Source organism: Terrabacter sp. C0L_2 (assembly GCF_036352015.1).
Classification (GTDB): Bacteria; Actinomycetota; Actinomycetes; order Actinomycetales; family Dermatophilaceae; genus Terrabacter; species Terrabacter tumescens.
Map to the genome: position 1 here is coordinate 2,823,464 of NZ_CP143557.1, position 24,806 is coordinate 2,848,269.

The following is a 24,806-nucleotide window of genomic DNA, read 5'->3' on the forward strand; positions in this document are numbered from 1 at the left end:
TTGGGATGACGTGTCACCTTCCCCTCTCCGACCCGCCAGCTCGGGCGTGCTCCTTCGCGACCTGACCGCCCGGATCGGGACCGGCTCCCGCCTGCGCGACGCCTGGCCCGACGGTGCCGACGGTGCCGACGTGGCCGTCACCGGTGTGACGCTCGACAGCCGTGCCGTCCTCCCCGGCGATCTGTATGCCGCCCTGCCCGGCTTCAACGTGCACGGCGCCCGCTTCGCCGGCGACGCGGTGGCCGCCGGCGCCGTGACCGTCCTCACGGACGAGGCCGGCCTCGCCGAGCTGTCGACGACCGTGGCGTCGGACGTGCCCGTCATCGTGGCCGACGACCCCCGTGCGGTCCTCGGCGCCATCGCCGCCGAGGTCTACGGGCACCCGTCCGAGGAGCTGACGATGGTCGGCATCACGGGCACCAACGGCAAGACGACGACGGCCTACCTCGTCGAGTCGGCGCTGCGCGCCCACGGGCAGCGCACCGGCCTCATCGGCACGGTCGAGACGCGGATCGGCGACGAGCGCATCGAGTCGGTGCGCACGACCCCCGAGGCAACCGACCTGCACGCGCTGCTCGGCCTCATGCGCGAGCGAGACCTCGACGCCTGCGTCATGGAGGTCTCGAGCCACGCCCTCGAGCTGCGCCGGGTCGACGGCGTCGTCTACGACGTGGCGCTCTTCACCAACCTCTCCCAGGACCACTTGGACTTCCATCCCACGATGGAGGACTACTTCGTCGCCAAGGCGTCCCTCTTCACGCCGGAGCGCTCCCGCGCCGCGGTCGTGTGCGTCGACGACGCCTGGGGTCGGCGTCTTGCGGCCCAGGCCACCGTGCCGACGACCACCCTGGGGACGAAGCCCGAGGGTGGCGGCGAGAGCGACTGGGTCGCCGACCGGGTCGAGGAGAGGGACGCACCGGGTGCGTTCTCGCTGCGCGAGCCGGCGACCGGTCGCGTGCTGCGACTCGTCTCCCACCTGCCCGGCGGCTTCAACGTCGCCAACACCGCCCTTGCCGCCCTCGGGCTGCTGCAGATCGGTCTGTCACCGGCCGAGGTCGAGGCTGCGATGTCCGTGGCCCCGGACGTGCCGGGACGCATGGAGGTCGTCGCGCCGGGTGGACCGGAGGGTCCGCGGTGCGTCGTCGACTTCGCGCACACCCCCGATGCAGTGGACGCCGCCCTCGCAGCGCTCCGCGGCTCGACCCCGGGGCGGCTCATCGCCGTCCTGGGCGCCGGCGGGGACCGCGACCGGGGCAAGCGCCCCGCCATGGGCGCGGCGGCCGCGCGTCGGGCCGACGTCGTCGTCGTCACCGACGACAACCCCCGCTCCGAGGACCCGGGTGAGATCCGGGCAGCGGTGATCGCCGGGGCACGCGAGGCGGTCCGAGACGCGGCACAGGGCGCGAGCCAGGACGGGAGCCAAGTCGAGGGCCAAGTCGAGGGCCAGGACGAGGGCCCGGACCGGGCACTGGGGGCGACCGAGATCATCGACGGTGGGCCGCGTTCGAGCGCCATCGCCGAGGCCATCGCGCTCGCGGTGGTCGATGCGGGGGAGGACCGCCCTGTCGACACCGTCGTGGTGCTCGGCAAGGGACACGAGAAGGGTCAGGAGATCCACGGAGTGAAGCACCCGTTCGACGACCGCGACGCCGTGCGCGCCGCCCTCGCAGCCGTCACCTCGTCGGGGGTGACGTCGTGATCTCCCTGTCGCTCAGCGAGATCCGTGACCTCACCGGTGGTGAGGTGCACGGCACCCAGAGCCCCGAGGCCGTCGTCATCGACGGCACCGTCACCACCGACTCGCGCGAGTGCGGACCGGGCAGCCTCTACGTGGCACGCGTCGGCGAGACCGCCGACGGTCACGACTTCGTCGCGTCCGCCGTGGAGGCAGGCGCCGCGGCCGCGCTGACCTCCCGTCCGGTCGACGGCGTGCCGTGCGTCGTCGTCGACGACGTCCAGACCGCCTTCGGTCGCGTCGCGCGCGGCGTCGTGGACCGGGCGCCCGAGCTGCGCATCGTCGGCGTCACCGGCTCGTCCGGCAAGACGAGCGTCAAGGACCTGCTCGCGTCCGTCCTGTCGTCCGTCGCCGAGACCGTCGCACCGGTCAACTCGCTCAACGGCGAGATCGGCGTGCCGCTCACCGTCTGCCGGGTGACCCCGACCACGCGCTTCCTCGTCGCCGAGATGGGTGCCCGCGGCATCGGCCACATCGACTACCTGACGCGCATCGCGCCTCCGCAGGTCGCGATCGTGCTCAACGTCGGCACCGCCCACATCGGCGAGTTCGGTTCGCGCGAGAACATCGCCCGCGCCAAGTCCGAGCTGCCCCGCGCCGTGCCGGCCGAGGGCCTGTCGATCCTCAACGCCGACGACGACCTCGTCGCGGCCATGGCCGCCGGTCTCGCCTCCCGCGTCCAGCTCGTGGGGCTCGCCCCGCAGGCGGACGTGCGCGCGGAGGACGTCCACCTCGACGAGCGCGGGAGGGCGGCATACACCATCGTCTGCCCGCAGGGCACCGCCCGGGTCACCTTGCAGCAGAGCGGTGCCCACCACGTCGGCAACTCGCTCGCCGTCGCTGCCGCGGCGCTCGAGCTCGGCCTCTCGCTCGACCAGGTCGTCGCCGGCCTCGTCGCCGCGGAGCCCGCGAGCCGCTGGCGCATGGAGATCACCGACCGCCCCGACGGGGTCGTCGTCGTCAACGACGCCTACAACGCCAACCCCCACTCGATGCGCGCCGCGCTCGACGCGGTCGCCGCCATGCACGTCGCGGGGGAGCGCTGGGCGGTCCTCGGCGGCATGCTCGAGCTCGGTCCCGACAGCGACGCCGAGCACGCGGGCGTGGGGTCGTATGCCGCGTCGCTCGGTTTCGACCACGTCGTGGCCGTCGGCGAGGGCGCCCGCCCGCTCGCCGACGCGTTCCCCGGCTCGGAGTGGGTGCCCGACACCGACGCAGCCCACGACCTGCTCGCCCCCCGCCTGCGCGCAGGCGACGTCGTCCTGCTCAAGTCGAGCCGCGACAGCGGACTGCGCTGGCTCGGCGAACGGCTCGCGGCCGAGGGTGGGGACGTCGCGGCGACACCGGACGCACCGACGTCCCGAGAGGAGGCAAGGCCGTGAAGGGCGTCCTGCTCGCAGCGTCGGTCTCGCTGCTCATCTCGTTGTTCGGCACGCCGCTGTTCATCAAGTTCCTCGTCAAGCGCGGCTACGGCCAGTTCATCCGCGACGACGGCCCCACCTCGCACCACACGAAGCGCGGCACGCCGACGATGGGCGGCGCCGTCATCCTCGCCGCGACGCTCGGCGCCTACTTCCTGGCCCACCTGCTGACCCTCAACCCGCCGACCGCGAGCGGTCTGCTCGTGCTCTTCCTCATGGCGGGGCTCGGGTTCGTCGGCTTCCTCGACGACTTCATCAAGATCAGCAAGCAGCGCAGTCTCGGCCTCCGGTCCAAGCAGAAGCTGCTCGGGCAGGCCCTCGTCGGCGTCACCTTCGCTGGCCTCGCGCTCCAGTTCCCCAACGAGCAGTACCGCACGCCCGCGTCGCTGCTCGTGTCGTTCGTGCGCGACACCAACATCAGCCTCGCGCTCGGCGGCAGCACCGTCGTCGGGGTGATCCTCTTCGTCATCTTCGCCAACGTCATGATCGCGGGGGCGTCCAACGGCGTGAACCTCACCGACGGTCTCGACGGCCTCGCCACCGGCGTGTCCACGATGGTCTTTGGCGCGTACGTCCTCATCAGCATCTGGACCTACAACCAGAACTGCCAGACCAACCCGGGCATCAAGTGCTACGAGGTGCGCGACTCCCACGACCTCGCGCTCGTCGCCGCGGCCGGCATGGGGGCCTGCTTCGGCTTCCTCTGGTGGAACGCGACGCCCGCCAAGATCTTCATGGGTGACACCGGCTCGCTCGCCCTCGGTGGCGCCCTCGCCGGCCTCGCCATCACGACCCACACCGAGCTGCTGCTCGTCATCCTAGGTGGCATGTTCGTCCTCGAGACGCTCTCCGTGGTCGCGCAGGTCGCCTCGTTCAAGACCACCGGTAAACGGGTGCTGAGGATGGCACCGTTGCACCACCACTTCGAGATGGTCGGGTGGAACGAGGTGACGGTCGTGGTCCGCTTCTGGATCATCGCCGGGCTCTTCGCCGCCTTCGGCCTCGGCGTGTTCTACGCCGAGTGGGTGGTGGGGTCCCAGTGAGCTACGACCCGCTCTACGAGCCCCGTGAGGGACTGACCCACCGCGACGCCGACTGGTCGGGGATCAACGTCCTCGTCGTCGGCCTCGGCGTGTCCGGCTTCGCGGCCGCCGACGCCCTCGCCGACCGCGGCGCGCACGTCGTCGCGGTCTCGCGCGACGAGACCGAGGCGATCCGGGAGCGCGCGACGATCCTCGAGATCCTCGACGTCGACGTCCGGCTCGGCCCCGAGCACATGGTGTCGCCGCCCCCCGGGACCGAGCTCGTCGTCACCTCCCCGGGTGTCCCGCCGCACGACCCCCTCATGCTCGCTGCGGCCACGGCCGGCATCCCGGTGTGGGGCGAGGTCGAGCTCGCCTGGCGCATGCGCGCCAAGGAGGGCGCCGCGCCGTGGCTCACCGTCACGGGCACCAACGGCAAGACGACGACCGTCAACATGCTCGCCTCGATCCTGCGCCACGCGGGGCTGCGCGCCACCTCCGCCGGCAACGTCGGCACCCCGCTGCTCGAGGCGGTGCTCCACCCGGAGCCCTACGACGTGCTCGCGGTCGAGCTCTCGAGCTTCCAGCTGCACTGGCAGCGCTCGGTCTCGGCCGTCGCGTCGGCGGTCCTCAACGTCGCGCCGGACCACATCGACTGGCACGGCAGCTACGCGGAGTACCTCCGGGCCAAGGGCAAGATCTACGAGAACACCCATCTCGCCTGCATCTACAACGTCGCGGACATCCAGACCGAGCAGCTCGTCATGGAGGCCAACGTCGTCGAGGGCTGCCGCGCCGTCGGGTTCACGACCGGCATCCCGGCCCCGTCGATGGTCGGGGTCGTCGAGGACGTCCTCGCCGACCGGGCCTTCGTCGAGCAGCGTCAGCGCTCTGCCGCCGAGCTCTGCACGATCGCCGACCTCCAGGGCGACGCCCCGTCCATCGCGCCGCACTACATCGCCAACGCCCTCGCCGCCGCGGCCCTGGCTCGCGCCTACGGCGTCGGGCCCATCGCGGTGCGCGACGGTCTGCGCGCCTTCCGTCCCGACCGGCACCGGATCGCCGAGATCGCGACGGTCAAGGGCGTCCGGTTCGTCAACGACTCCAAGGCCACCAATCCCCACGCGGCAGCGGCGGCGATCCGGTCCTTCGACTCGGTCGTGTGGATCGCCGGCGGCCTGCTCAAGGGCGCCGACGTCGACAGCCTCGTCGAGGAGATGGCCTCGCGGCTGCGCGGTGTCGTCCTCATCGGCGCGGACCGTGACCAGATCGCCCAGGCCCTTTCCCGACACGCGCCGGATGTCCCGGTCGTCGACCTGTCCGAGACCGACACTGGAGTCATGGACCGAGTCGTCAGGGAGGCCGCGCGCCTCGCCCAGCCGGGCGACGTCGTGCTGCTCGCGCCTGCTGCGGCGTCGATGGACATGTTCACCAACTACGGGGCCCGCGGCGACGCCTTCGAGGAGGCGGTCCGGCGCCACCTCGAGGCACACGGGGGTCTGGAGTGAGCACGACGACGGCCGACGACAAGGCGGGTGCCAAAGGCGGCGTCAAGACCAGCCCGAAGGCGCGCGCCAGGACGGCCACCAAGCCTGGCAAGGGCGGCGCGGCGGCTGACACGAGCGGTCCGCGATCCCTGCCGGTCATCGGCAAGCTCGAGTCGCCGCTGACGACCTACTACCTCATCCTCGGCGCCACCTCGACGCTCGTCGTCTTCGGCCTGATCATGGTCTTCTCGGCCTCGAGCGTCGAGCAGCTGCTCGCCGACGAGGCCTCGTACACCGTCTTCCTGCGCCAGCTGCTCTTCGCGGTCATCGGTGCCGTCGCGGCCACGGTGGCCAGCCGCGTCCCGGTGGCGGCGTGGAAGCGCTACGCCTTCCCGACGATGCTCGTGTCCGTCGTCCTGCTCGCCGCGGTCATCCCGTTCGGCCGGAGCGTCAACGGCAACCGCAACTGGCTCGCGATCGGCCCGGTCCAGTTCCAGCCGGCCGAGTTCGCCAAGGTCGGGCTCGTGCTCGTCGGGGCGGTCATCTTCGCCAACAAGTCCTCGCGCATGACGAGCATGCTCCACGTCGTGCTGCCCTACCTCGTGCCCATCGCCACCGTCGTCATCGGCCTCATCCTCGCCGGCCACGACCTCGGCACGGCCATGGTCGTGCTCGTCATCGTCGCGGCGGTCCTGCTCGTGGCCGGCGCGCCCAAGCGCGTCTTCGCCATCGCGGGTGGCTTCGCGGCCGTCGGTGTCCTGCTCATGGTCACGGGCAGCAGCAACCGCACCAGCCGCATCTCCAACTGGCTCAGCCCCGCCTGCAACGCCGACCCCGACGGGTGGTGCGGACAGTCAGTGCACGGTCTCTACGCGCTGGCCGACGGCGGCTGGTGGGGGGTCGGGCTGGGTGCGTCCAAGGAGAAGTGGGAGTGGCTCTCCGAGGCGCACAACGACTTCATCTTCGCCATCATCGGCGAGGAGCTCGGGCTCCCGGGCACCCTGATGATCCTGCTGCTCTTCGGCATCCTCGCGTGGGCCTGCTTCCGGCTCGTGAGCCGCACCCAGGACCGCTTCGTGCGCATAGCCGGCTTCGGCATCATGGCGTGGCTGCTCGGTCAGGCCATCATCAACATCGGCGCGGTCATCGGTCTCTTCCCCGTCATCGGCGTCCCGCTCCCGCTCGTCTCGGCCGGCGGCTCGTCACTCGTGACGACCCTGGTCGCCCTCGGCATCCTGCTGTCCTTCGCGCGCCACGAGCCGGGCTGCAAGGCCCTGCTCGACGCCCGTCCCAGCCTGGTCCGCCGATCCCTCGCGGTGCTACCGTCCCGCGTCCGTACCGTCCCGCAACGTCGTAGAAGCCGGTGATCCCGCTGTCCTCGCCCACCTCCGTCCTGCTCGCCGGGGGAGGGAGTGCCGGCCACGTGTCGCCGCTCCTCGCCCTCGCCGACGCCCTGCGCCGCCGTCACCCCGATGTGCGGGTGACGGCGCTCGGCACGCAGGAGGGCCTCGAGGCACGCCTCGTGCCGGCGCGCGGCTACGACCTGAGGTTCGTCCCGAAGGTGCCGCTGCCCCGCCGTCCGAGCGCTGACCTGCTCCGGCTCCCAGGTCGCCTCAAAGCCGCCGTCGACGCGGCAGGCGCCGCCATCGACGAGACCGGCGCCGAGGTCGTCGTCGGCTTCGGCGGCTACGTCAGCACCCCGGCCTACCTCGCGGCACGCCGTCGCCGCGTGCCGATCGTCGTGCACGAGCAGAACGCCCGCCCGGGCCTGGCCAACCGCCTCGGCGCGCGTTGGGCCAGCGCCGTGGCCACGACGTTCTCCAGCACGTCCCTGCCGCACGCCCAGAGGGTCGGCATGCCCCTGCGCCGCGAGGTCAGCACCCTCGACCGGGCGGCCGTCCGGTCCGAGGCGCTCGAGCACTTAGGGCTCGAGCCGCAGTGGCCCACGGTGCTCGTCACCGGCGGTTCGCTGGGCGCGCAGCGGCTCAACGACGCCTTCCGGACCCGGGTCGCCCGGCTCTCCGAGAGCGGGGTGCAGGTGCTCCACGTGACGGGCCTCGGCAAGGAGTTCGTCCCGGAGTCCTCCTCGGGCGCGCCCTACGTCGTCGTCCCCTACGCGGACCGGATGGAGCTCGCGTATGCCGTCGCCGACCTGGTCGTCGCACGCTCGGGCGCCAACACCGTCTGCGAGCTGACTGCGGTGGGCCTGCCCGCGGTCTACGTGCCGCTGCCGGTGGGCAACGGCGAGCAGGTGCTCAACGCGTCCGACGTCGTCGCCGCGGGTGGGGGCGTCCTCGTCGACGACGCCGCGTTCACGCCGGAATGGATCGACACCGTCCTGCTCCCGCTCGCGACCGACCGGGACCGGCTGACCGCGATGGCGGCGGCCGCCAGGACGCTGGGCGAGCCCACGGCCGACGAGACGCTCGCCGACCTCGTCGACCGCGCTGTTCAGGACGCTGGACAAGGCAGGAACCGCTCGTGACCCAGACCCCGCACCAGCCGACCGTCGACGACCCGTTCGCCGCCGCCCGCTTCCACTTCAGGGCGCCGGTGCCCGACGTCGCCGACCTCGGTCGCGTGCACTTCCTCGCCATCGGCGGCGCCGGGATGTCGGGTGTCGCCCGCATCATGCTCGCCCGGGGGATCCGCGTCACCGGAAGCGACGCCAAGGACGTGCCGGTGCTCAAGGCCCTCGAGAGCGAGGGGGCCGGTGTCTGGGTCGGGTTCCACGAGGGACACCAGGAGCGCGCCGACGCGATCGTCATGAGCTCCTCGATCCGTGACGACAACGTCGAGCTCGTCGCCGCCCGGGAGCGGGGGGTCCCGGTCCTGCACCGGGCCCAGGGCCTCGCCGCGCTCATGCACGGCCGACGGCCCGTCGCCGTGGCCGGCGCCAACGGCAAGACGACGACGACCTCGATGCTGACGGTGGCCCTCCAGGGTTGCGGACTCGACCCGTCCTTCGCCGTCGGAGGCGAGCTGGCCAAGCACGGCACGAACGCCCACGACGGCTCCGACGACATCTTCGTCGTCGAGGCCGACGAGAGCGACGGGTCCTTCGTCGTCTACCGGCCCGAGGTCGCGATCGTCACCAACGTGCAGCCGGACCACCTGGACTTCTACTCGAACTTCACTGTTGTGCAGGCCGCCTACGACGCCTTCGTCGACACGATCAGGCCCGGCGGGCTGCTCGTCACCTGCGCGGACGACGCGGGGGCCGTGGCGCTGGCCGACCGGGCCCGGGCTGCCGGCACGCGGGTGTTCACCTACGGCTTCGACCCGGCATCCGACGTCGTGCTCGGCGACCACCGGCAGGACGGCGTCACCTCGTCGGTGACCCTGCGCGACGAGGGGGTCGAGCGCCGGATGACGCTCGGCGTGCCCGGCCGCCACAACGCCCTCAACGCCGCGGCTGCCTACGTCGCAGCCGTCCACGGACTCGGCCAGGCCCCCGAGCGGGTCCTGTCCGGGCTCGCGTCCTTCACCGGCACCCGCCGCCGGTTCGAGCCCAAGGGCGAGGCCGGGGGAGTCGTCGTCGTCGACGACTACGCCCACAACGCCGGCAAGGTCGCCGCGGTCGTCAGCACGGCCAAGGACCTCGTCGGCGACAGCGGCCGTCTCGTCGTCGTCTTCCAGCCGCACCTCTACAGCCGCACACGTGACTTTGCCGCCGAGCTCGGGGCGGGTCTGTCGCCCGCGGACGTGGTGCTCGTCATGGACGTCTACGCCGCGCGCGAGGATCCCGTGCCCGGGGTGTCCGGCCGGCTCGTCGCCGACGCGGTCACGGCTGCCCGGCCCGAGGTCGAGGTCCACTACGTGCCCTCCTGGTCCGAGGTGGCTCCCACGGTTGCGGCGCTGGCGCGGCCCGGTGACCTGGTGCTCACCGTCGGCGCCGGCGACGTGACGATGATCGGCCCGGAGGTGCTGCGGGCCCTCGGAGGAGGGACGCCGTGATGCTCGAACGGGGCGGCACCCGACGCCGGGTCGCCGGCACCGGGCTCGCCTCGTCGCGCACCCGGTTCGAGCGTCGGGCAGCGGCAGCCCGCCGCCGTCCGCGCCTCGTCGCAGGCGTCCTCGTCGCCCTCCTGCTCGTCGCCGGGCTCGTGGCGTGGCTCGGATGGTTCAGCACCGTCCTGACCGCCTCTCGGGTCGAGGTCCGTGGAGTCGCTCCCGCTGCGGCGGGCCAGGTGCGTGCCGTCGCACAGGTGCCGCTCGGCGGCCCCCTCATGCGCGTCGACACCGACGCCGTCACCGCCCGGCTGGTCGCCGGCCGGGCCTGGAGCAGCGTCTCGGTCAGCCGGAGCCTCCCCGACACCGTCGTCGTCACGGTGACCCCTCGCGTCGCCGTGCTCGCCGTGCGCAACCCTCGAGGTGAGGTCGACGTCGTGGACCGCGAGGGCTTCACCTTCCGCACCGTCGGCACCGCCCCCGACGGCGTGCCCCTCGTCAGCTCCGGCGCGGCCCAGGTCACCAAGGCCGGTGTCGACGCGGCCCTCGCGGCCCTGGGGTCGTTGTCCCCGTCGCTTCGTGGCGACGTATCGGGCGTCTCGGTGTCGACCGCAGACCAGGTGTCCTTCACGGTCAAGGCCAAGGGCGAGAAGCGCAAGACGGTCGTGTGGGGTGGCGCCGACAACGGCAGCCGCAAGGCCGAGCTCGTCCAGATCCTCCTGACCCAGCCCGGCTCGACGATCGACGTCAGCGTCCCGTCGTCCCCGGTGACCCGCTGATCGGTACCGTCTCGGGTGCCCCGGCGCCGAGAGTCGTTGCGGGCGTGGGAGGCTGGTGCCTGTTGGTGCTGCTGTGGCCCGTGGGGCACCGCTCCCGGAATTGGGGCAATCCCCGCAGCGACACGCCGCAGCGTGGGTTGAACGACCCCGTGGCTCGTCATACCGTCAGGGCACTGGTTCGTGACCAAACTGTAACCTTTATGTCTACGTTTAAGGTTAGAGGGCTACACGCACGGCGCGAGCCGCACCAATCTCCACAGCCCCATCCCGCCCGGCCCCGGTGCCCAGCCAGCGGCTCGGCACGCACCACCCGCACCTGTTCGTCCCCCAGACCACCCGTAGCACCGGCACCACCAGTCAGGAAGGCCCACTCTCGTGGCAGCAGCACCGCAGAACTACTTGGCCGTCATCAAGGTCGTCGGCATCGGCGGCGGCGGCGTCAATGCCATCAATCGCATGATCGAGGTCGGCCTCAAGGGTGTCGAGTTCATCGCCATCAACACCGATGCCCAGGCGCTGCTGATGAGCGACGCCGACGTCAAGCTCGACGTCGGCCGCGAGCTCACCCGCGGCCTCGGTGCCGGCGCCGACCCTGAGGTCGGCAAGAAGGCCGCCGAGGACCATGCCGAGGAGATCGAGGAGGTCCTCAAGGGGGCCGACATGGTCTTCGTCACGGCAGGCGAGGGCGGCGGCACCGGCACAGGCGGCGCGCCCGTCGTGGCTCGCATCGCCCGACAGCTGGGCGCCCTGACGATCGGTGTCGTGACGCGGCCGTTCACGTTCGAGGGCCGTCGCCGGGCCAACCAGGCCGAGTCGGGCATCGGGAGCCTCCGCGAGGAGGTCGACACGCTGATCGTCATTCCCAACGACCGCCTCCTGTCGATCAGCGACCGCAACGTCTCGATGATGGACGCCTTCCGATCGGCCGACCAGGTCCTGCTCTCCGGTGTCCAGGGCATCACCGACCTGATCACGACGCCCGGCCTGATCAACCTCGACTTCGCCGACGTCAAGTCGGTCATGCAGGGCGCCGGCTCGGCGCTCATGGGCATCGGCTCCGCCCGCGGCGAGGACCGTGCCGTCCAGGCCGCCGAGCTGGCCATCAGCAGCCCCCTCCTGGAGGCGTCCATCGACGGCGCCCACGGCGTGCTCCTGTCGATCCAGGGCGGGTCCGACCTCGGTCTCTTCGAGATCAACGAGGCTGCGCGACTCGTCCAGGAGGCCGCGCACCCCGAGGCGAACATCATCTTCGGTGCGGTCATCGACGACGCCCTCGGCGACGAGGTCCGCGTCACGGTCATCGCGGCCGGGTTCGACAGTGGCGGCCCCACCCAGCGTCACGACGACCGTGCGCTCGGACAGGTCATGGGACGTCCCCAGCAGGCCCAGCAGCAGCGTCCCGCCGCCGCTCCGGCGCCGCAGCAGCCGCAGCAGCACCAGACCAACGGTGTGCCGCAGCCCGCCTCGCAGCAGATGCACGCCGCCCCCGTGCAGCAGCACCAGCCCCAGCAGCACCAGCAGCACCAGCCCCAGGGGCAGCAGCTGCCCACGCAGCAGCCGGCCACGGCGCCGGCCCAGCAGCAGCCGCAGCACCACGCTCCGGCTCCGGCCGCGCAGCCGGTGCAGCAGCCGCCGCGCCAGGTGACCTTCGACGAGGGTGACGACCTCGACGTGCCGGACTTCCTCAAGTAGGCCTCAGTCGAGTGCTCACTTCCCCACGCCCGTGGCGCCCGCCGCGCTTGACCAGGGTTGCCTCGTGGGGAAGTGAGCACTCGACGTAGGTTGGTCACCGTGTTCTACTGGCGCTCCAGCACTCCCGACGACGGCGGCGGCCCGGTGGTCGACCTCCATTTCACCGGCCGTTCGGCGGGCCGGGGGAGCGGGGCGTATGCCGGGCTCAACCTCGGCGGTCACGTCGGGGACGACGTCGCCGACGTCGAGTTCAACCGGGTCGCCCTGGCCCACGAGGTCGACGTGGCCCGCGAGCGTCTGCTCTTCATGAACCAGGTGCACGGCTGCGACGTCGTCGAGGTCGACGCGCCCTGGGACGGCGAGGCGCCCGAGGTGGACGCGATCGTCAGTCGCGTGCCGGACCTCGCCCTCGCGGTCCTCGTGGCCGACTGCGTCCCCGTTCTCCTGCACGACGCGGACGCGGGGGTCGTCGGAGCCGTCCACGCGGGCCGGCCCGGCATGGTCGGAGGCATCGTCGGACGAGCCGTCGACGCCATGCGCGACCTCGGGGCGACGTCCGTGTCAGCCACCGTCGGCCCGTCGGTCTGCGGTCGCTGCTACGAGGTCCCCGACGACCTGGCGCGCGCGGCGGCCGAGGCCGCGGCGTCGTCCGTCGCACGGTCGTGGACCGGCACCCACGCCATCGACGTCGCGGCGGGCGTGGTCGAGCAGCTGGCGGCCGAGAACGTTGCCGTGCAATGGGTTCCGGGTTGCACGCGTGAGAGCGGCGACCTCTACTCCTACCGTCGCGACGGCCGCACGGGCCGGTTCGCCGGCGTCGTCGTGCGACGCGGGGCGCCGTCATGACCGCCGACGCCGCGGCCCGGCTGGAGCAGCTGCGTGCCAACCTCGCGGCCGTCCACGAGCGCATCGCCCGCGGTTGTGCCGAGGCAGGGCGCGACCCCGGCGCCGTCACCCTCGTCGTCGTCACGAAGTACTTCCCGGCCTCGGACGTCCTGCTGCTCCACCGGCTGGGGGTGCGGCACTTCGGCGAGAATCGCGACCAGGAGGCCGGCGAGAAGTTCGCAGAGGTGCGTCGCGCCCTCGACGACGCCGGCGAGCCCTACCTCACGCTGCACTTCATCGGGCAGCTCCAGAGCAACAAGGCAGCCCACGTCGCGGGCTATGCCGACGTCGTCGAGTCCGTCGACCGCGCCAAGCTCGTGACGGCTCTCGCCAAGGGCGCGCACGCCGCCGACCGACGCCTGCAGGTGCTCCTCCAGGTGAGCCTCGACGGCGCGGCCTCTCGCGGCGGGGTGCTGCCGGAGCAGGCCGACGAGCTGGCGGACGTCGTTGCGGCACAAGGACTTCTGGAGCTGCGCGGCGTCATGGCCGTCGCGCCGCTGGGCGCCGACCCCGACGAGGCGTTCGCTCGGCTGCACGACGTCGCTGACGGCATACGTGCTCGTCACCCGGACGCCGACTGGATCTCCGCCGGGATGAGTGGCGATCTCGAGGCGGGCCTCCGGCACGGTGCGACACACCTGCGTGTCGGCACCGCAATCCTCGGTTCACGCCCGTCACTTCTGTAACGTCGGGGGCGATCACAATCCGACGTTTTGGGAGTTGGCCATGGCAGGGGCACTGCGCAAGACGATGGTGTACCTCGGACTCAGCGAGGAGGACCAGCGTCACGACCGTTACGACGAGTACGACGCCTATGACGACTCCGACCGCTACGACGACGAGACCGAGCACACCGCAGCCGTGACGCAGCTGCCCACCAAGCGACCCGTGGCCGCCGTCGTGCGGGACGTCGAGGTCGGCTCGCTCAACCGCATCACGACGATCCACCCGCGGACGTACAACGAGGCCAAGAACATCGGCGAGTGGTTCCGTGACCAGGTCCCGGTCATCATGAACCTCAGCGACATGGACGACGCCGACGCCAAGCGACTCGTCGACTTCGCGGCCGGCCTCGTCTTCGGCCTGCACGGCACCATCGAGCGGGTCACCTCCAAGGTGTTCCTCCTCTCGCCGGCCCACGTCGAGATCTCCGCCGACGAGCCCGAGGCGCCGGCCGCCTCGACGCGCGGATTCTTCAACCAGAGCTGATCGGCGCGGCGCCCAGTCCTGAGCAGGAACCCGTGCCGCGACGACGCCCTCCCGCACCCCGGTTCACACTCCTGCCCCCGGATCAGGGACACTGACGGACATGGACGTGTTCTGGACGATCTACGGGGTGGTGGTCTTCACCTTCTTCATCGCCCTCATCGGTCGCTTCGTCATCGACTGGGTGCAGGTGCTGGCTCGGTCGTGGCGGCCCTCCGGGGTCGTCCTCGTCCTGGCCGAGGCCGTCTACACCGTGACCGACCCGCCGCTGCGCGCCCTGCGCAAGGTGATCCCGTCACCGAACCTCGGTGGCGTCCGACTCGACCTCAGCTTCCTCGTCCTGATGTTGCTGACCTCTCTCGCTCTCAACGTGCCGAGCTTCTTCTGACCGACCGGCGGCCACCTCGTCCCCTCGTCTGACACGTGCGGGCCACGGGGTCCACACGCCGATCGGTGAGCATGGCTTTGGTTCGTGACCGGAACGTTAGATACCGTTGACCCGAACCATTACGTCTGTATCGAGGTGACACATGGCGCTTACGCCTGAACAGGTGCTCAACAAGCACTTCCAGACCACGCAGTTCCGTCGTGGCTACGAGGAGCGGGATGTTGACGACTTCCTCGACGAGATCGTGGCGGAGATGCGTTCGCTCATCGAGCAGCGTGACGACTACCTGAAGCAGCTCAACGACTGCCGCGCGAGCAAGAACCAGTCGGCCGTCCGTGCCGACGGCGCCACCGCGGCCATGCCGGCCGTCGGTCGCCCCGGCGACGAGGCCAAGCTCGGTGGCCTCACGGCGAAGATCCAGGACGCCGAGCGCGCCTTCAAGGCCGCTTCGGACCGCGCCGCCAAGGCCAAGGCCGACGCCGAGAACGCCGAGCGCGTCGCCAAGGAGCGCATCGAGCGCGCCAAGGCCGAGGCCGACCGCGCCGAGGCTGCCGCCAAGTCCGCGGTGGACTCCCAGGCCCTCGACGACGCGCAGGCGAAGCTCAACGGCCTCAACTCGCAGGTCGCCGACGCCGAGGCCAAGCTCACCAAGGCCCAGGAGAACGCCCGCGCCTCCGAGGAGCGTGCCGCCAAGGCCCAGGCCGACGCCGAAGCTGCTGCCGCCGAGGCCGCCCGCCTGCGTGAGCAGGCCGCCAAGGCCGCCCAGGCCCCTGCTTCGGCCCCGGTCGCCGCTGCGGCGGCCGCGGCCCCGGCCGCCGCCGCCTCGGGCAACCTCGACGCAGCGGGCGTCATCGCCCTCGCGCAGCGTCTCCACGACGAGCACGTGGCTGCGGGTGAGACCCGGCGCGACGAGCTCATCTCCGAGGCCGAGAACCGTCACCGCGAGATGCTCGCGGCGGCGCAGGCTCGTCACGACGAGCTGATCAGCACCGGTCAGAACCGCCACAAGGAGGCCACCGAGCAGGCCGAGCAGATCTCGGCGGCCGCGGCCGCCCAGCGTGACCAGATGATCGCCGAGGCCACCTCGCACCGCGACCAGATGATCGCCGAGGCGACGACCAAGCGCGACGAGATGCTGACCGAGGCCCGCGAGCGCGCGACCGGCATGGTCGCCGAGGCCCAGCAGAAGAAGGCCGCCCTGCTCGAGGAGCTCGACAAGCAGAAGGGCCTGCTCGACCGCAAGATCGCCGAGCTACGGGGCTTCGAGAAGAACTACCGCAGCAACCTCAAGTCCTACATCGAAGGTCAGCTCCACGACCTCGACTCGAGTGCCCAGGAGCCGGCCCACGTCGGCGCCGGAGACGGCAACCAGGGCTGAGCCCCGCCTCGAACAGACGCACGAAGGCCGTCCGGGAACCATCCCGGACGGCCTTCGTCGTCCTGAGGGGCGAACACTTTGCCCTCATGCGCGTTTCGCGTTTGTGCACGACCCGTGCGGGGCTTATTGTCAGCCCCACTTGTCAGCGTCGACGGCTTGAGCGACGGAGGGTCTGATGGCGGCTAAGAAGACGGCAGCGGCGACGACCGCGGCCCGGCGGTCAACCACGAGCAGGACGACGGGCGCAGCCACGAAGGCCACGCCCGCTCCCAAGACGTCTGCGTCGAAGAAGGCCACCACCGCGAAGGCGCTGACGACGAAGGCCAAGCCGGCCCCGAAGGCGTCGACCGCCAAGGCTGCACCCGCGAAGAAGGCGCCGGCCACCAAGGCGGCGCCCGCGAAGAAGTCGCCGGCCCCCAAGGCTGCACCGGCCACCAAGGCCTCGGCCGCCAAGGCTGCACCGGCGAAGAAGGCGGCGGCGAGCAAGGCTGCACCGGCCAAGAAGGCGCCGGCGACCAAGGCCCCGGCGAAGAAGGCGCCGGCCACCAAGGCGGCGCCCGCGAAGAAGGCGTCGGCGAGCAAGGCTGCACCGGCCGGCAAGGCATCGACGACGAAGTCCACCCCCGCGACGAAGCGGGCCACCAAGACCACCACAGCTGGAGCCGCGGCCGCCAAGCCCGCAGCCAAGGCCCCGGCAACCCGAACCAAGAAGGCAGCAGTGACGACGAGCTCCACCGCAGGACCCCGCACGGCCGCGAAGAAGGCCGCCGGCACGAACCGCCCCAGCGCCCGCAAGATCGCGGAGCAGCTCCGGGTCAAGGACGACGAGAGCCCGTGGAGCGAGGACGAGATCAGCGAGGTGCGCGGCGTGCTCCTCGAGGAGATCGAGCAGCACCGCGTCGAGCTCAAGCTGGCCGAGGACGAGCTCGACGACCTCCTGCGCGCCTCGGGTGACGGTTCGGGTGACGACCAGGCCGACGCCGGCGCCAAGACCGCCGAGCGAGAGCACGAGATCTCCGTGGCCGCGAACGCCCGTGCGAGCCTGCGCCAGGCCGAGCACGCGCTCGAGCAGCTCGAGGCCGGGACGTACGGCATCTGCGAGAACTGCGGCAACCCGATCGGCAAGCTTCGACTTCAGGCCCGTCCTCGTGCGACCCTGTGCATGACATGCCAGGAGAAGCAGGACCGCCACTGACGCCCGAACACGCCACGTCGACCCCCCGAGCGGGGGTCGACGGCGCGTCCACCACTACCACCCCGTCCACGACCCATGAGGCCGTGAGCTCGAGGGCCGCCGAGGAGCCTCGCCCGGGACCCGAGCGTCGCAGACGGCTCTTCGTCGTCCTCGGCGTCGTCGCCGTCCTCGCGTACGCCACCGACCAGCTGACGAAGATGGTCGCCCTCGACGTCCTCGCCGACGGCGAGCCACGTCCCTTCATCGGCGACGTCATCCGGTTCAAGCTCATCGGCAACCCCGGGGCGGCCCTGTCGCTCGGCGCGGGCAACACGTGGGTCATGACCGGCATCGCCCTCGCGGTGCTCGTCGCGATCATCGTCGTGGCGCGCCAGCTGGGCTCCCGGGCGTGGGCCATCGCGCTCGGGCTGCTGCTCGGCGCCGCGATCGGCAACCTCACCGACCGCTTCGTCCGACCGCCGGGCGGCGGACAGGGCCACGTCGTCGACTTCATCGACTACAACCGGTGGTTCATCGGCAACGTCGCCGACATCTGGATCGTCTCGGCGGCGGGGCTCATCGTGATCCTCGCGCTCGTCGGGATCGGCGTCGACGGGCGCCGCGACCACGGCCGTGGCGCGGCCGTCGCCGCCCCGACCGGTCGGGGCGGCGAGGACCCCACCGCCGACACCGCCGACACCGCCGGCGACGCCAGCCACCGGGCCACCGACGAGCCCACCCACGAACCCACCCACGGACCCACCGACCAGACCACCGCGAACGGCGACCACGACATGACCCGACAGACCGACCGGACGCCCGAGGCGTCCGACCCGCGCGACGAGCGCCGTCCGGGGGGCGAGCATGCCTGACGTGCGCACCGTGCTCGTGCCGGACGGGCTCGAGGGCGAGCGGGTGGACGCCGGGGTGGCCCGACTCTTCGGGGTCTCGCGCACCAAGGCCGCCGACCTCGCCGCCGAGGGCCACGTCGTGCTCGACGGCAAGTCCGTCGCCAAGTCCGAGCGGCTCTCGGCCGGCTCGATGCTCGAGGTGTCGCTGCCGCGGCCCGAGGAGAGCCCCAGCCTGCAGGTCATCGCCCAACCGGTCCCGGGCATGTCGATCGTCCACGACGACGACGACATCGTCGTCGTCGACAAGCCCGTCGGTGTCGCAGCCCACCCGAGCGTGGGCTGGAGCGGGCCCGATGTCGTGTCCGGCCTCGCCGCCGCCGGCTACCGCATCTCCACCTCGGGGGCGCCGGAGCGCCAGGGGATCGTGAGCCGTCTCGACGTCGGCACCTCGGGCCTCATGGTCGTGGCGAAGAGCGAGTACGCCTACTCCCGGCTCAAGCAGGCCTTCCGCAGCCGGACCGTCGACAAGACGTACCACGCGCTCGTGCAGGGGCTTCCCGACCCCGTCGTCGGCACCGTCGACGCGCCGATCGGGCGCCACCCGGGCCACGACTACAAGTTCGCGGTCATGAAGAGCGGCAAGCCCTCGGTCACCCACTACGAGGTGGTCGAGGCGTTCCGGCACGCGAGCCTGCTCGAGATCCACCTCGAGACGGGTCGCACGCACCAGATCCGCGTCCACTTCGCGGCGCTGCACCACCCGTGCTGCGGCGACCTGACCTACGGGGCCGACCCCAAGCTGGCGGCGCGCCTCAAGCTCGAACGGCAGTGGCTGCATGCCGTGGGGCTGGGGTTCGAGCACCCGGGCACGGGGGAGTACGTCCACTTCGAGAGCCCCTACCCGGAGGACCTCCAGCGGGCCCTCGACATCGTCTCGACGTTCTGAGACCTGCACCTTCGACCTGAGGGTGAAGCCCGCTGGCGTATGCCGTCAGCGCACCTTCGGGGGGCGCGTGAGCGGGGTGCCGGGTGGCCGTCGCAACCCCGGCCCGACACCCTGCCCCGACACGCGAGGAGTGTCCGCGGGGAGGCTTAGACTCGTCCACGATGTCGACCGAAGCCGCCCCGCGAAACGACCCGAACTTCGTGCACCTCCACGTGCACACGGAGTACTCCATGCTCGACGGGGCCGCCCGTATCGGCGACCTCTTCAGCGAGGCGGCGCGGATGGGCATGCCGGCCCTCGCGACGACCGACCACGGCTACGTGTTCGGCGCCTACGAGTTCTGGAAGAAGGCGCAGGGCACGGGGGTCAAGCCGATCATCGGCGTCGAGGCCTACATCACCCCCGGCACGCACCGCACCGACCGCACCAAGATCAGCTGGGGTGACGGCGGCCGCGACGACGTCTCGGGCAGTGGCGCGTACACCCACATGACGATGCTCGCCCAGAACAACCAGGGCATGCACAACCTCTTCCGGATGAGCTCCATCGCGAGCCTCGACCAGGTCTACACGAAGTGGCCCCGCATCGACCGGGACCTGCTCTCGACCTACGGCAAGGGCCTCATCGTCACGACGGGCTGCCCGTCGAGCGAGATCCAGACCAAGCTGCGCTTCGGGATGTACGACGAGGCCCGCGAGGTCGCGGCCGAGCTGCGCGACATCTTCGGCAACGAGAACGTCTACGTCGAGCTGATGGACCACGGCCTCGACATCGAGCGGCGCACGCAGAAGGAGCTCATCCGGCTCGCGCGCGACCTCAAGCTGCCGCTCGTGGCCACCAACGACCTGCACTACACGCGGGCCGAGGACGCCAAGGCGCACGCGGCCCTGCTGTGCGTCCAGTCCGGCTCGACGCTGATGGACCCCAACCGGTTCAAGTTCGACGCCGACGACTTCTACCTCAAGTCCGCCCAGGAGATGCGCCACCTGTGGCGCGAGCTGCCCGAGGCGTGCGACAACACCCTGCTCATCGCCGAGCGCTGCGAGGTCTCCTTCACCGAGGGGGAGGGCCGCTACATGCCGCGGTTCCCCTGCCCCGAGGGCGAGGACGAGACCTCGTGGTTCATCAAGGAGGTCGAGACCGGCCTCGCACGCCGGTTCCCCGGAGGGGTGCCGGACTACGCCCGCAAGCAGGCGGCCTTCGAGGAGGACGTCATCGTCTCCAAGGGCTACCCCGGCTACTTCCTCGTCGTCGCCGACTTCATCAACTGGGCCAAGCGCAACGGCATCCGCGTCGGCCCGGGCCGTGGCTCGGGCGCCGGCTCGATGTGCGCCTACGCGATGGGCATCACCGACCTCGACCCCGTGCCGCACGGTCTGATCTTCGAGCGGTTCCTCAACCCCGAGCGCATGTCGATGCCCGACTTCGACGTCGACTTCGACGAGCGCCGGCGCGGTGAGGTCATCCGCTACGTCACGGAGAAGTACGGCGAGGAGCGCGTCGCCCAGATCGTCACGTACGGCACGATCAAGGCCAAGCAGGCCCTCAAGGACGCGAGCCGCGTCCTCGGCCACCCCTTCGCGATGGGCGAGAAGCTCACCAAGGCGATGCCGCCGGACGTCATGGGCAAGGGCATGCCGCTCGCCGACGTCTTCAAGCCCGACTCCAAGCGCTACAACGAGGCCGGCGACTTCCGCGTCGTCCACGACGAGGACCCGCAGGCCCAGGAGGTCGTCGCGACGGCGCTCGGCCTCGAGGGCCTGAAGCGCCAGTGGGGCGTGCACGCGGCCGGCGTCATCATGAGCAGCGAGCCGCTCGTCGACGTCATCCCGATCATGCGCCGCCTGCAGGACGGCCAGATCATCACCCAGTTCGACTACCCGAGCTGCGAGTCGCTCGGCCTGGTCAAGATGGACTTCCTCGGGCTGCGCAACCTGACGATCCTCGACGACGCCATCGAGAACATCAAGCTCAACCGCGACGAGGACATCGACCTCGACGAGCTGTCCAAGACCCTCGACGACCGCGCCACCTACGAGCTGCTCGGCCGCGGTGACACCCTCGGCGTCTTCCAGCTCGACGGCGGCGGCATGCGCTCGCTGCTGCGCCTCATGCAGCCCGACAACTTCGAGGACATCTCCGCCGCCCTCGCGCTCTACCGACCGGGCCCGATGGGCGTCAACGCCCACACGAACTTCGCGCTGCGCAAGAACGGCAAGCAGGAGGTCGTCCCGCTCGACCCCCAGCTGAAGGGCAAGCTCCAGCAGGAGATGATCGACGCCCTCGACCCGATCCTCGGGATGACCTACGGCCTGGTCATCTACCAGGAGCAGGTCATGGAGATCGCCCAGAAGCTCGCCGGCTACACGCTCGGCAACGCCGACCTGCTCCGTCGCGCCATGGGCAAGAAGAAGAAGGAGGTCCTCGACGCCGAGTACGTCCCCTTCTCCGAGGGCATGAAGTCGCAGGGCTTCAACGAGGCCTCGATCGCGGCGCTCTGGGGTGTCCTCGTCCCCTTCTCGGACTACGCGTTCAACAAGGCGCACACGGCGGCATACGGCCTCGTGTCGTACTGGACGGGCTACCTCAAGGCCAACTACCCGGCCGAGTACATGGCGGCCCTGCTGACGAGCGTGCGCGACGACAAGGACAAGTCGGCGCTCTACCTCAACGAGTGCCGGCACATGGGCATCAAGGTGCTGCCGCCCGACGTCAACGAGTCGATCGCCAACTTCGCCGCCGTCGGCACCGACATCCGTTTCGGCCTCGCCGCCATCCGCAACGTCGGCCTGCCCGTCGTCCAGGCGATCGTCAAGGCCCGCGAGGAGAAGGGCGCCTTCGCCTCGTTCAAGGACTTCCTCTCCAAGGTGCCGGCCGTCGTCTGCAACAAGCGGACCATCGAGTCGCTCATCAAGGGCGGCGCGTTCGACTCGCTCGGCGAGAGCCGCCGCGGCATGGTCGAGGTGCACGAGCGCTACATCGACGCCCTCGTCGAGGTGAAGAAGCAGGAGGCCATCGGCCAGGACAGCCTCTTCGGCAGCTTCGGCGACGACACCGACGCCGGCGCCGCCGACGGGCCGGGCGCCTTCGACGGGCTGCCGCCCGTGCCCACGCTCGAGTGGGACAAGGCCAGCCTGCTCTCCTTCGAGCGCGAGATGCTCGGCCTCTACGTCAGCGACCACCCGCTCTTCGGCATCGAGCACATCCTCGCCACGCACGCCGACACCTCGATCGCCTCGCTCATGGGCGACGACCCCAAGGCCGACGGCACGCCGGTCACCGTGGCCGGTCTCATCACGAGCCTGCAGCTGAAGCGCACCAAGAAGGGCGACCTCTGGGCCATCGCCACCGTCGAGGACCTCGACGGCGCCATCGAGTGCCTCTTCTTCCCGTCGGCCTACATGACCTACTCCACGATGCTGGCGCAGGACACCGTGTGCGCCGTGAAGGGCCGCATCAGCGCCCGCGACGACTCGATCTCGATCTTCGCCCAGGAGCTGACGATCCCCGACATCAAGGAGGGGCCGCGCGGGCCGGTCGTGCTGACGCTGCCGCTCGGTCGGGCGACGCCGGCCGTCGCCGAGAGCCTCAAACGGGTGCTCGGCGAGCACCCCGGCGCGACCGAGGTGCAGGTCAAGCTGACCCAGCCCGGCCGCTCGGTGCTGATGTCCCTCGACGACTCGCTGCGGGTCAACGCGACGTCCGCGCTCTTCGGCGACCTCAAGGCCCTGCTCGGTCCGGCCTGCCTCAGCTGATGCGCGAGTGATGCGGGCGTGATGCGCGAGAGCGACCGCCGGCGCCTGCGCCGGGCGCGCATGGCCGCGCTCGGTCTCGCTCCTCGGCTCGACGCCGGCGGGCCCGTCTCCGCCCTCGACGTGGCCCGCGAGCTCGGGGCGCTGCAGGCCCAGGACTACGCGAGCGGTGCGTGGTCGCTCGGCGTGCGCTCCGGCCTCACCCTCGAGCAGGTCGAGCAGGCCGTGCGCGACCGTGAGGTCGTGCGCACCTGGCCGATGCGCGGCACGATCCACTGGGTGCCGGCCGAGGACGCCCGCTGGATGTGCGAGCTGCTCGCTGCGCCGCGCAGCACGAGCCTGGCCACACGGTTCGCTCAGCTGGGACTCACCGAGCGCGACGTCGAGCTGGCCGGTCGGCTCTTCGAGGAGCACCTGCGCGAGCCGATGAGCCGGCCCGACGTCGCGGCGCTGCTCGTCGAGCACGGCATCGACCCCACCGACCAGCGCAACTACCACCTCATCGGCCACCACTGCATGAGCGGACTCATCTGCCAAGGCCCGATCATCGGCAAGCAGCCGAGCTTCGTCCTCATCGACACGTGGGTTCCTCAGTCCCGCAAGCCTTCTCGCGAAGAAGGCCTGGCGACGGTGGCCGAGCGCTACGTCCGCAGCCACGGGCCCGTCACCGAGAAGGACCTCGCCGGCTGGCTGCTGAAGCCGCTCGGGCTGACCCGCGAGGCGCTCGCGCTCGTCGACGACCGGATCCAGCGCGAGGAGCTCGACGGGCAGACGTGGCTGACGCACGTCGACGCCCGAGACGTCCCTGGGGGACCCGGTGGCGTGCACCTGCTGCCGCAGTGGGACGAGCTCCTCCTCGGCTTCAAGTCGCGCGACGTCAGTCTGCCCACCGAGCACTTCGACAAGGTCGTGCCGGGGCGCAACATGGTCTTCAAGCCGACGCTCGTCGTCGACGGCGAGGTCGCGGGCACATGGCGCCGCGTCCAGAAGCGCGCGCACGTCGTCATCGAGGTCTCGCCGTTCGCCGAGCTGTCGACGCGCCGGTGGCGCGAGGTCGAGACGACAGCCGCTGCCTACGGCACGTTCCTGGGCACCGAGGCCGAGGTCGTACGCGTCGGGCCGGCCGACGAGGGCACCTGACGTGGCGCGTGGGCCGGTCCCACCCTCGCCGCTCCCGCCGCGCCACGGTGTGGACGCCCAGCGCTTCCGCATGCCGCAGGCCGGCCCGTGGATGTCGCTGCGGGACCACCTCGTCGAGCGCCTCGCGCCGGGGCTGACGCCCGACGACGTCGACCGGATGCTCGCGGCGGGAGAGTTCGTCGATGCCGACGGCCGCGCCGTGGCACCTGACGCGCCGTTCGTGCCGCAGTCGGCGGTCTGGGCGCACCGTGACCTGCCGGAGGAGGTCGTGCACCCCGAGGAGCTCGTGGTGCTGCACCGCGACGAGCGGATCGTCGTCGTCGACAAGCCGCACGACATGGCGACCATGCCTCGCGGCCGGCACGTCGTGCAGAGCGCCCTGGCCCGCGCCCGGGTCCTGACGGGGGAGCGCCGCCTCACCCCGGCCCACCGCCTCGACCGGCCGACGGCGGGCGTGCTGATGTTCACGACCGAGCAGCGGTGGCGCGGCGCCTACCAGGGCGTCTTCGCCGCGGCGCTCGCGCACAAGGAGTACCTCGCCGTCGCGTCCCTCCGTGAGGACCTCGTGCTGCCGCTCGTCCGGCGCACGCACCTCGTCAAGGAGCACGGCACGCACCAGGCCCACGAGGTCGAGGGCGCCGAGCCCAACGCCGAGACTCTCGTCGAGCTGGTCGGCCGGGCGTCCGGTGCCGGACGGCCGGGGGAGGAGGACCTCGGGCTCTACCGGCTGACGCCGCGGACGGGGCGCACGCACCAGCTGCGCTGCCAGCTCCAGGGCCTCGGCATCCCCATCGTCGACGACCCTCTCTACCCCGTCGAGCGCGACGTCGCCCTCGACGACTTCAGCGCTCCGCTGCAGCTGCTCGCGGCCGTCCTGGCCTTCGACGACCCCGTCGACGGCACGCCGCGCCGGTTCGTCACCCGCCGGCGCCTGGCCCGCTGGCCGGGTCCTTGGCCGCTCGACGCCGGCCTCGCGCCGGAGCGGTGACGAACGCGTCG

Annotated in this window: 21 protein-coding genes; 20 read left to right on the top strand and 1 reads right to left on the bottom strand. The window is 71.4% G+C overall.

The annotated features are described in order from the left end of the window. Nucleotides 1–10 precede the first annotated feature (10 nt). From U5C87_RS12910 to U5C87_RS12975, 14 genes are all read left to right on the top strand, one after another. Nucleotides 11–1,699, top strand: coding sequence for a UDP-N-acetylmuramoyl-L-alanyl-D-glutamate--2,6-diaminopimelate ligase (locus U5C87_RS12910; protein WP_330472970.1), 1,689 nt, complete (start codon nucleotides 11–13; stop codon nucleotides 1,697–1,699). Continuing rightward, entirely contained in the window at nucleotides 1,696–3,117 is a 1,422-nt protein-coding gene (locus U5C87_RS12915) for a UDP-N-acetylmuramoyl-tripeptide--D-alanyl-D-alanine ligase (RefSeq protein ID WP_330472971.1), read from the top strand. The genes U5C87_RS12910 and U5C87_RS12915 overlap by 4 nt, the downstream gene beginning before the upstream one ends. Further along, on the top strand, nucleotides 3,114–4,199 hold the full coding sequence (mraY, locus tag U5C87_RS12920) for a phospho-N-acetylmuramoyl-pentapeptide-transferase (protein WP_030200009.1): 1,086 nt from the start codon (nucleotides 3,114–3,116) through the stop codon (nucleotides 4,197–4,199). Before U5C87_RS12915 ends, mraY begins: the two co-directional genes overlap by 4 nt. Continuing rightward, the gene (murD, locus tag U5C87_RS12925) at nucleotides 4,196–5,686 is read left to right on the top strand and encodes a UDP-N-acetylmuramoyl-L-alanine--D-glutamate ligase (protein WP_330472972.1); all 1,491 of its coding nucleotides are present in this window, start codon (nucleotides 4,196–4,198) and stop codon (nucleotides 5,684–5,686) included. Before mraY ends, murD begins: the two co-directional genes overlap by 4 nt. Continuing rightward, nucleotides 5,683–7,032 carry a putative lipid II flippase FtsW gene (gene ftsW, locus U5C87_RS12930; RefSeq protein WP_330472973.1) on the top strand — a complete coding sequence of 450 codons (1,350 nt, stop codon included), beginning with the start codon at nucleotides 5,683–5,685 and terminating at the stop codon, nucleotides 7,030–7,032. The genes murD and ftsW overlap by 4 nt, the downstream gene beginning before the upstream one ends. Further along, the gene (murG, locus tag U5C87_RS12935) at nucleotides 7,029–8,150 is read left to right on the top strand and encodes an undecaprenyldiphospho-muramoylpentapeptide beta-N-acetylglucosaminyltransferase (RefSeq protein ID WP_330472974.1); all 1,122 of its coding nucleotides are present in this window, start codon (nucleotides 7,029–7,031) and stop codon (nucleotides 8,148–8,150) included. Before ftsW ends, murG begins: the two co-directional genes overlap by 4 nt. Further along, nucleotides 8,147–9,622 (top strand): UDP-N-acetylmuramate--L-alanine ligase, encoded by a 1,476-nt coding sequence (gene murC / locus U5C87_RS12940; protein ID WP_330472975.1) that lies wholly within the window; start codon nucleotides 8,147–8,149, stop codon nucleotides 9,620–9,622. Before murG ends, murC begins: the two co-directional genes overlap by 4 nt. Beyond that, entirely contained in the window at nucleotides 9,622–10,395 is a 774-nt protein-coding gene (locus U5C87_RS12945; RefSeq protein ID WP_330476690.1) for a cell division protein FtsQ/DivIB, read from the top strand. Before murC ends, U5C87_RS12945 begins: the two co-directional genes overlap by 1 nt. 375 nt (nucleotides 10,396–10,770) lie before the next feature. After that, nucleotides 10,771–12,087 (top strand): cell division protein FtsZ, encoded by a 1,317-nt coding sequence (gene ftsZ / locus U5C87_RS12950; protein ID WP_330472976.1) that lies wholly within the window; start codon nucleotides 10,771–10,773, stop codon nucleotides 12,085–12,087. A 99-nt stretch (nucleotides 12,088–12,186) separates the two neighbouring features. Beyond that, nucleotides 12,187–12,933, top strand: a complete 747-nt coding sequence (locus U5C87_RS12955) for a polyphenol oxidase family protein (RefSeq protein ID WP_330472977.1) — start codon at nucleotides 12,187–12,189, stop codon at nucleotides 12,931–12,933. Next, nucleotides 12,930–13,658 (top strand): YggS family pyridoxal phosphate-dependent enzyme, encoded by a 729-nt coding sequence (locus U5C87_RS12960; RefSeq protein ID WP_330472978.1) that lies wholly within the window; start codon nucleotides 12,930–12,932, stop codon nucleotides 13,656–13,658. Before U5C87_RS12955 ends, U5C87_RS12960 begins: the two co-directional genes overlap by 4 nt. A gap of 40 nt (nucleotides 13,659–13,698) precedes the next feature. Beyond that, nucleotides 13,699–14,181: a cell division protein SepF gene (locus tag U5C87_RS12965; RefSeq protein ID WP_330472979.1), complete on the top strand. Its 483-nt coding sequence runs from the start codon at nucleotides 13,699–13,701 to the stop codon at nucleotides 14,179–14,181. A gap of 100 nt (nucleotides 14,182–14,281) precedes the next feature. Then, nucleotides 14,282–14,566, top strand: coding sequence for a YggT family protein (locus tag U5C87_RS12970; RefSeq protein ID WP_030199992.1), 285 nt, complete (start codon nucleotides 14,282–14,284; stop codon nucleotides 14,564–14,566). A 142-nt stretch (nucleotides 14,567–14,708) separates the two neighbouring features. After that, nucleotides 14,709–15,944 (top strand): DivIVA domain-containing protein, encoded by a 1,236-nt coding sequence (locus U5C87_RS12975; protein ID WP_330472980.1) that lies wholly within the window; start codon nucleotides 14,709–14,711, stop codon nucleotides 15,942–15,944. Between the two features lie 129 nt (nucleotides 15,945–16,073). On the opposite strand, the gene U5C87_RS12980 is transcribed toward U5C87_RS12975, so the two are convergent. Continuing rightward, nucleotides 16,074–16,679, bottom strand: coding sequence for a hypothetical protein (locus tag U5C87_RS12980; RefSeq protein WP_330472981.1), 606 nt, complete (start codon nucleotides 16,677–16,679; stop codon nucleotides 16,074–16,076). Between U5C87_RS12980 and U5C87_RS12985 the strand changes: the two genes are divergently transcribed. The 6 genes from U5C87_RS12985 to U5C87_RS13010 all read left to right on the top strand — a co-directional run bounded on the left by U5C87_RS12985 (nucleotide 16,663) and on the right by U5C87_RS13010 (nucleotide 24,795). Continuing rightward, on the top strand, nucleotides 16,663–17,139 hold the full coding sequence (locus U5C87_RS12985; RefSeq protein ID WP_330472982.1) for a TraR/DksA family transcriptional regulator: 477 nt from the start codon (nucleotides 16,663–16,665) through the stop codon (nucleotides 17,137–17,139). The genes U5C87_RS12980 and U5C87_RS12985 overlap by 17 nt on opposite strands. Before the next feature lie 83 nt (nucleotides 17,140–17,222). Further along, a complete protein-coding gene (gene lspA / locus U5C87_RS12990; protein ID WP_330472983.1) occupies nucleotides 17,223–17,990 on the top strand; it encodes a signal peptidase II in 768 nt (255 codons plus the stop codon). Continuing rightward, on the top strand, nucleotides 17,983–18,915 hold the full coding sequence (locus U5C87_RS12995; protein ID WP_330472984.1) for an RluA family pseudouridine synthase: 933 nt from the start codon (nucleotides 17,983–17,985) through the stop codon (nucleotides 18,913–18,915). Before lspA ends, U5C87_RS12995 begins: the two co-directional genes overlap by 8 nt. Nucleotides 18,916–19,076: 161 nt before the next feature. Next, on the top strand, nucleotides 19,077–22,670 hold the full coding sequence (gene dnaE / locus U5C87_RS13000) for a DNA polymerase III subunit alpha (protein WP_030199980.1): 3,594 nt from the start codon (nucleotides 19,077–19,079) through the stop codon (nucleotides 22,668–22,670). Nucleotides 22,671–22,691: 21 nt separating this feature from the next. Further along, nucleotides 22,692–23,807: a winged helix DNA-binding domain-containing protein gene (locus U5C87_RS13005; protein ID WP_330476691.1), complete on the top strand. Its 1,116-nt coding sequence runs from the start codon at nucleotides 22,692–22,694 to the stop codon at nucleotides 23,805–23,807. A 70-nt stretch (nucleotides 23,808–23,877) separates the two neighbouring features. Continuing rightward, a complete protein-coding gene (locus tag U5C87_RS13010; RefSeq protein WP_330472985.1) occupies nucleotides 23,878–24,795 on the top strand; it encodes a pseudouridine synthase in 918 nt (305 codons plus the stop codon). Nucleotides 24,796–24,806: the final 11 nt, after the last annotated feature.

What these genes read in the sequence shown, in the direction of transcription:
- dnaE (WP_030199980.1), top strand. Translation starts at nt 19,077, where the DNA reads ATGTCGACCGAAGCCGCCCCGCGAAACGACCCGAACTTCGTGCACCTC.
- U5C87_RS13005 (WP_330476691.1), top strand. Translation starts at nt 22,692, where the DNA reads ATGCGCGAGAGCGACCGCCGGCGCCTGCGCCGGGCGCGCATGGCCGCG.
- U5C87_RS12970 (WP_030199992.1), top strand. Translation starts at nt 14,282, where the DNA reads ATGGACGTGTTCTGGACGATCTACGGGGTGGTGGTCTTCACCTTCTTC.
- U5C87_RS12945 (WP_330476690.1), top strand. Translation starts at nt 9,622, where the DNA reads ATGCTCGAACGGGGCGGCACCCGACGCCGGGTCGCCGGCACCGGGCTC.
- U5C87_RS12965 (WP_330472979.1), top strand. Translation starts at nt 13,699, where the DNA reads ATGGCAGGGGCACTGCGCAAGACGATGGTGTACCTCGGACTCAGCGAG.
- U5C87_RS13010 (WP_330472985.1), top strand. Translation starts at nt 23,878, where the DNA reads ATGCCGCAGGCCGGCCCGTGGATGTCGCTGCGGGACCACCTCGTCGAG.
- U5C87_RS12975 (WP_330472980.1), top strand. Translation starts at nt 14,709, where the DNA reads ATGGCGCTTACGCCTGAACAGGTGCTCAACAAGCACTTCCAGACCACG.
- U5C87_RS12995 (WP_330472984.1), top strand. Translation starts at nt 17,983, where the DNA reads ATGCCTGACGTGCGCACCGTGCTCGTGCCGGACGGGCTCGAGGGCGAG.
- U5C87_RS12960 (WP_330472978.1), top strand. Translation starts at nt 12,930, where the DNA reads ATGACCGCCGACGCCGCGGCCCGGCTGGAGCAGCTGCGTGCCAACCTC.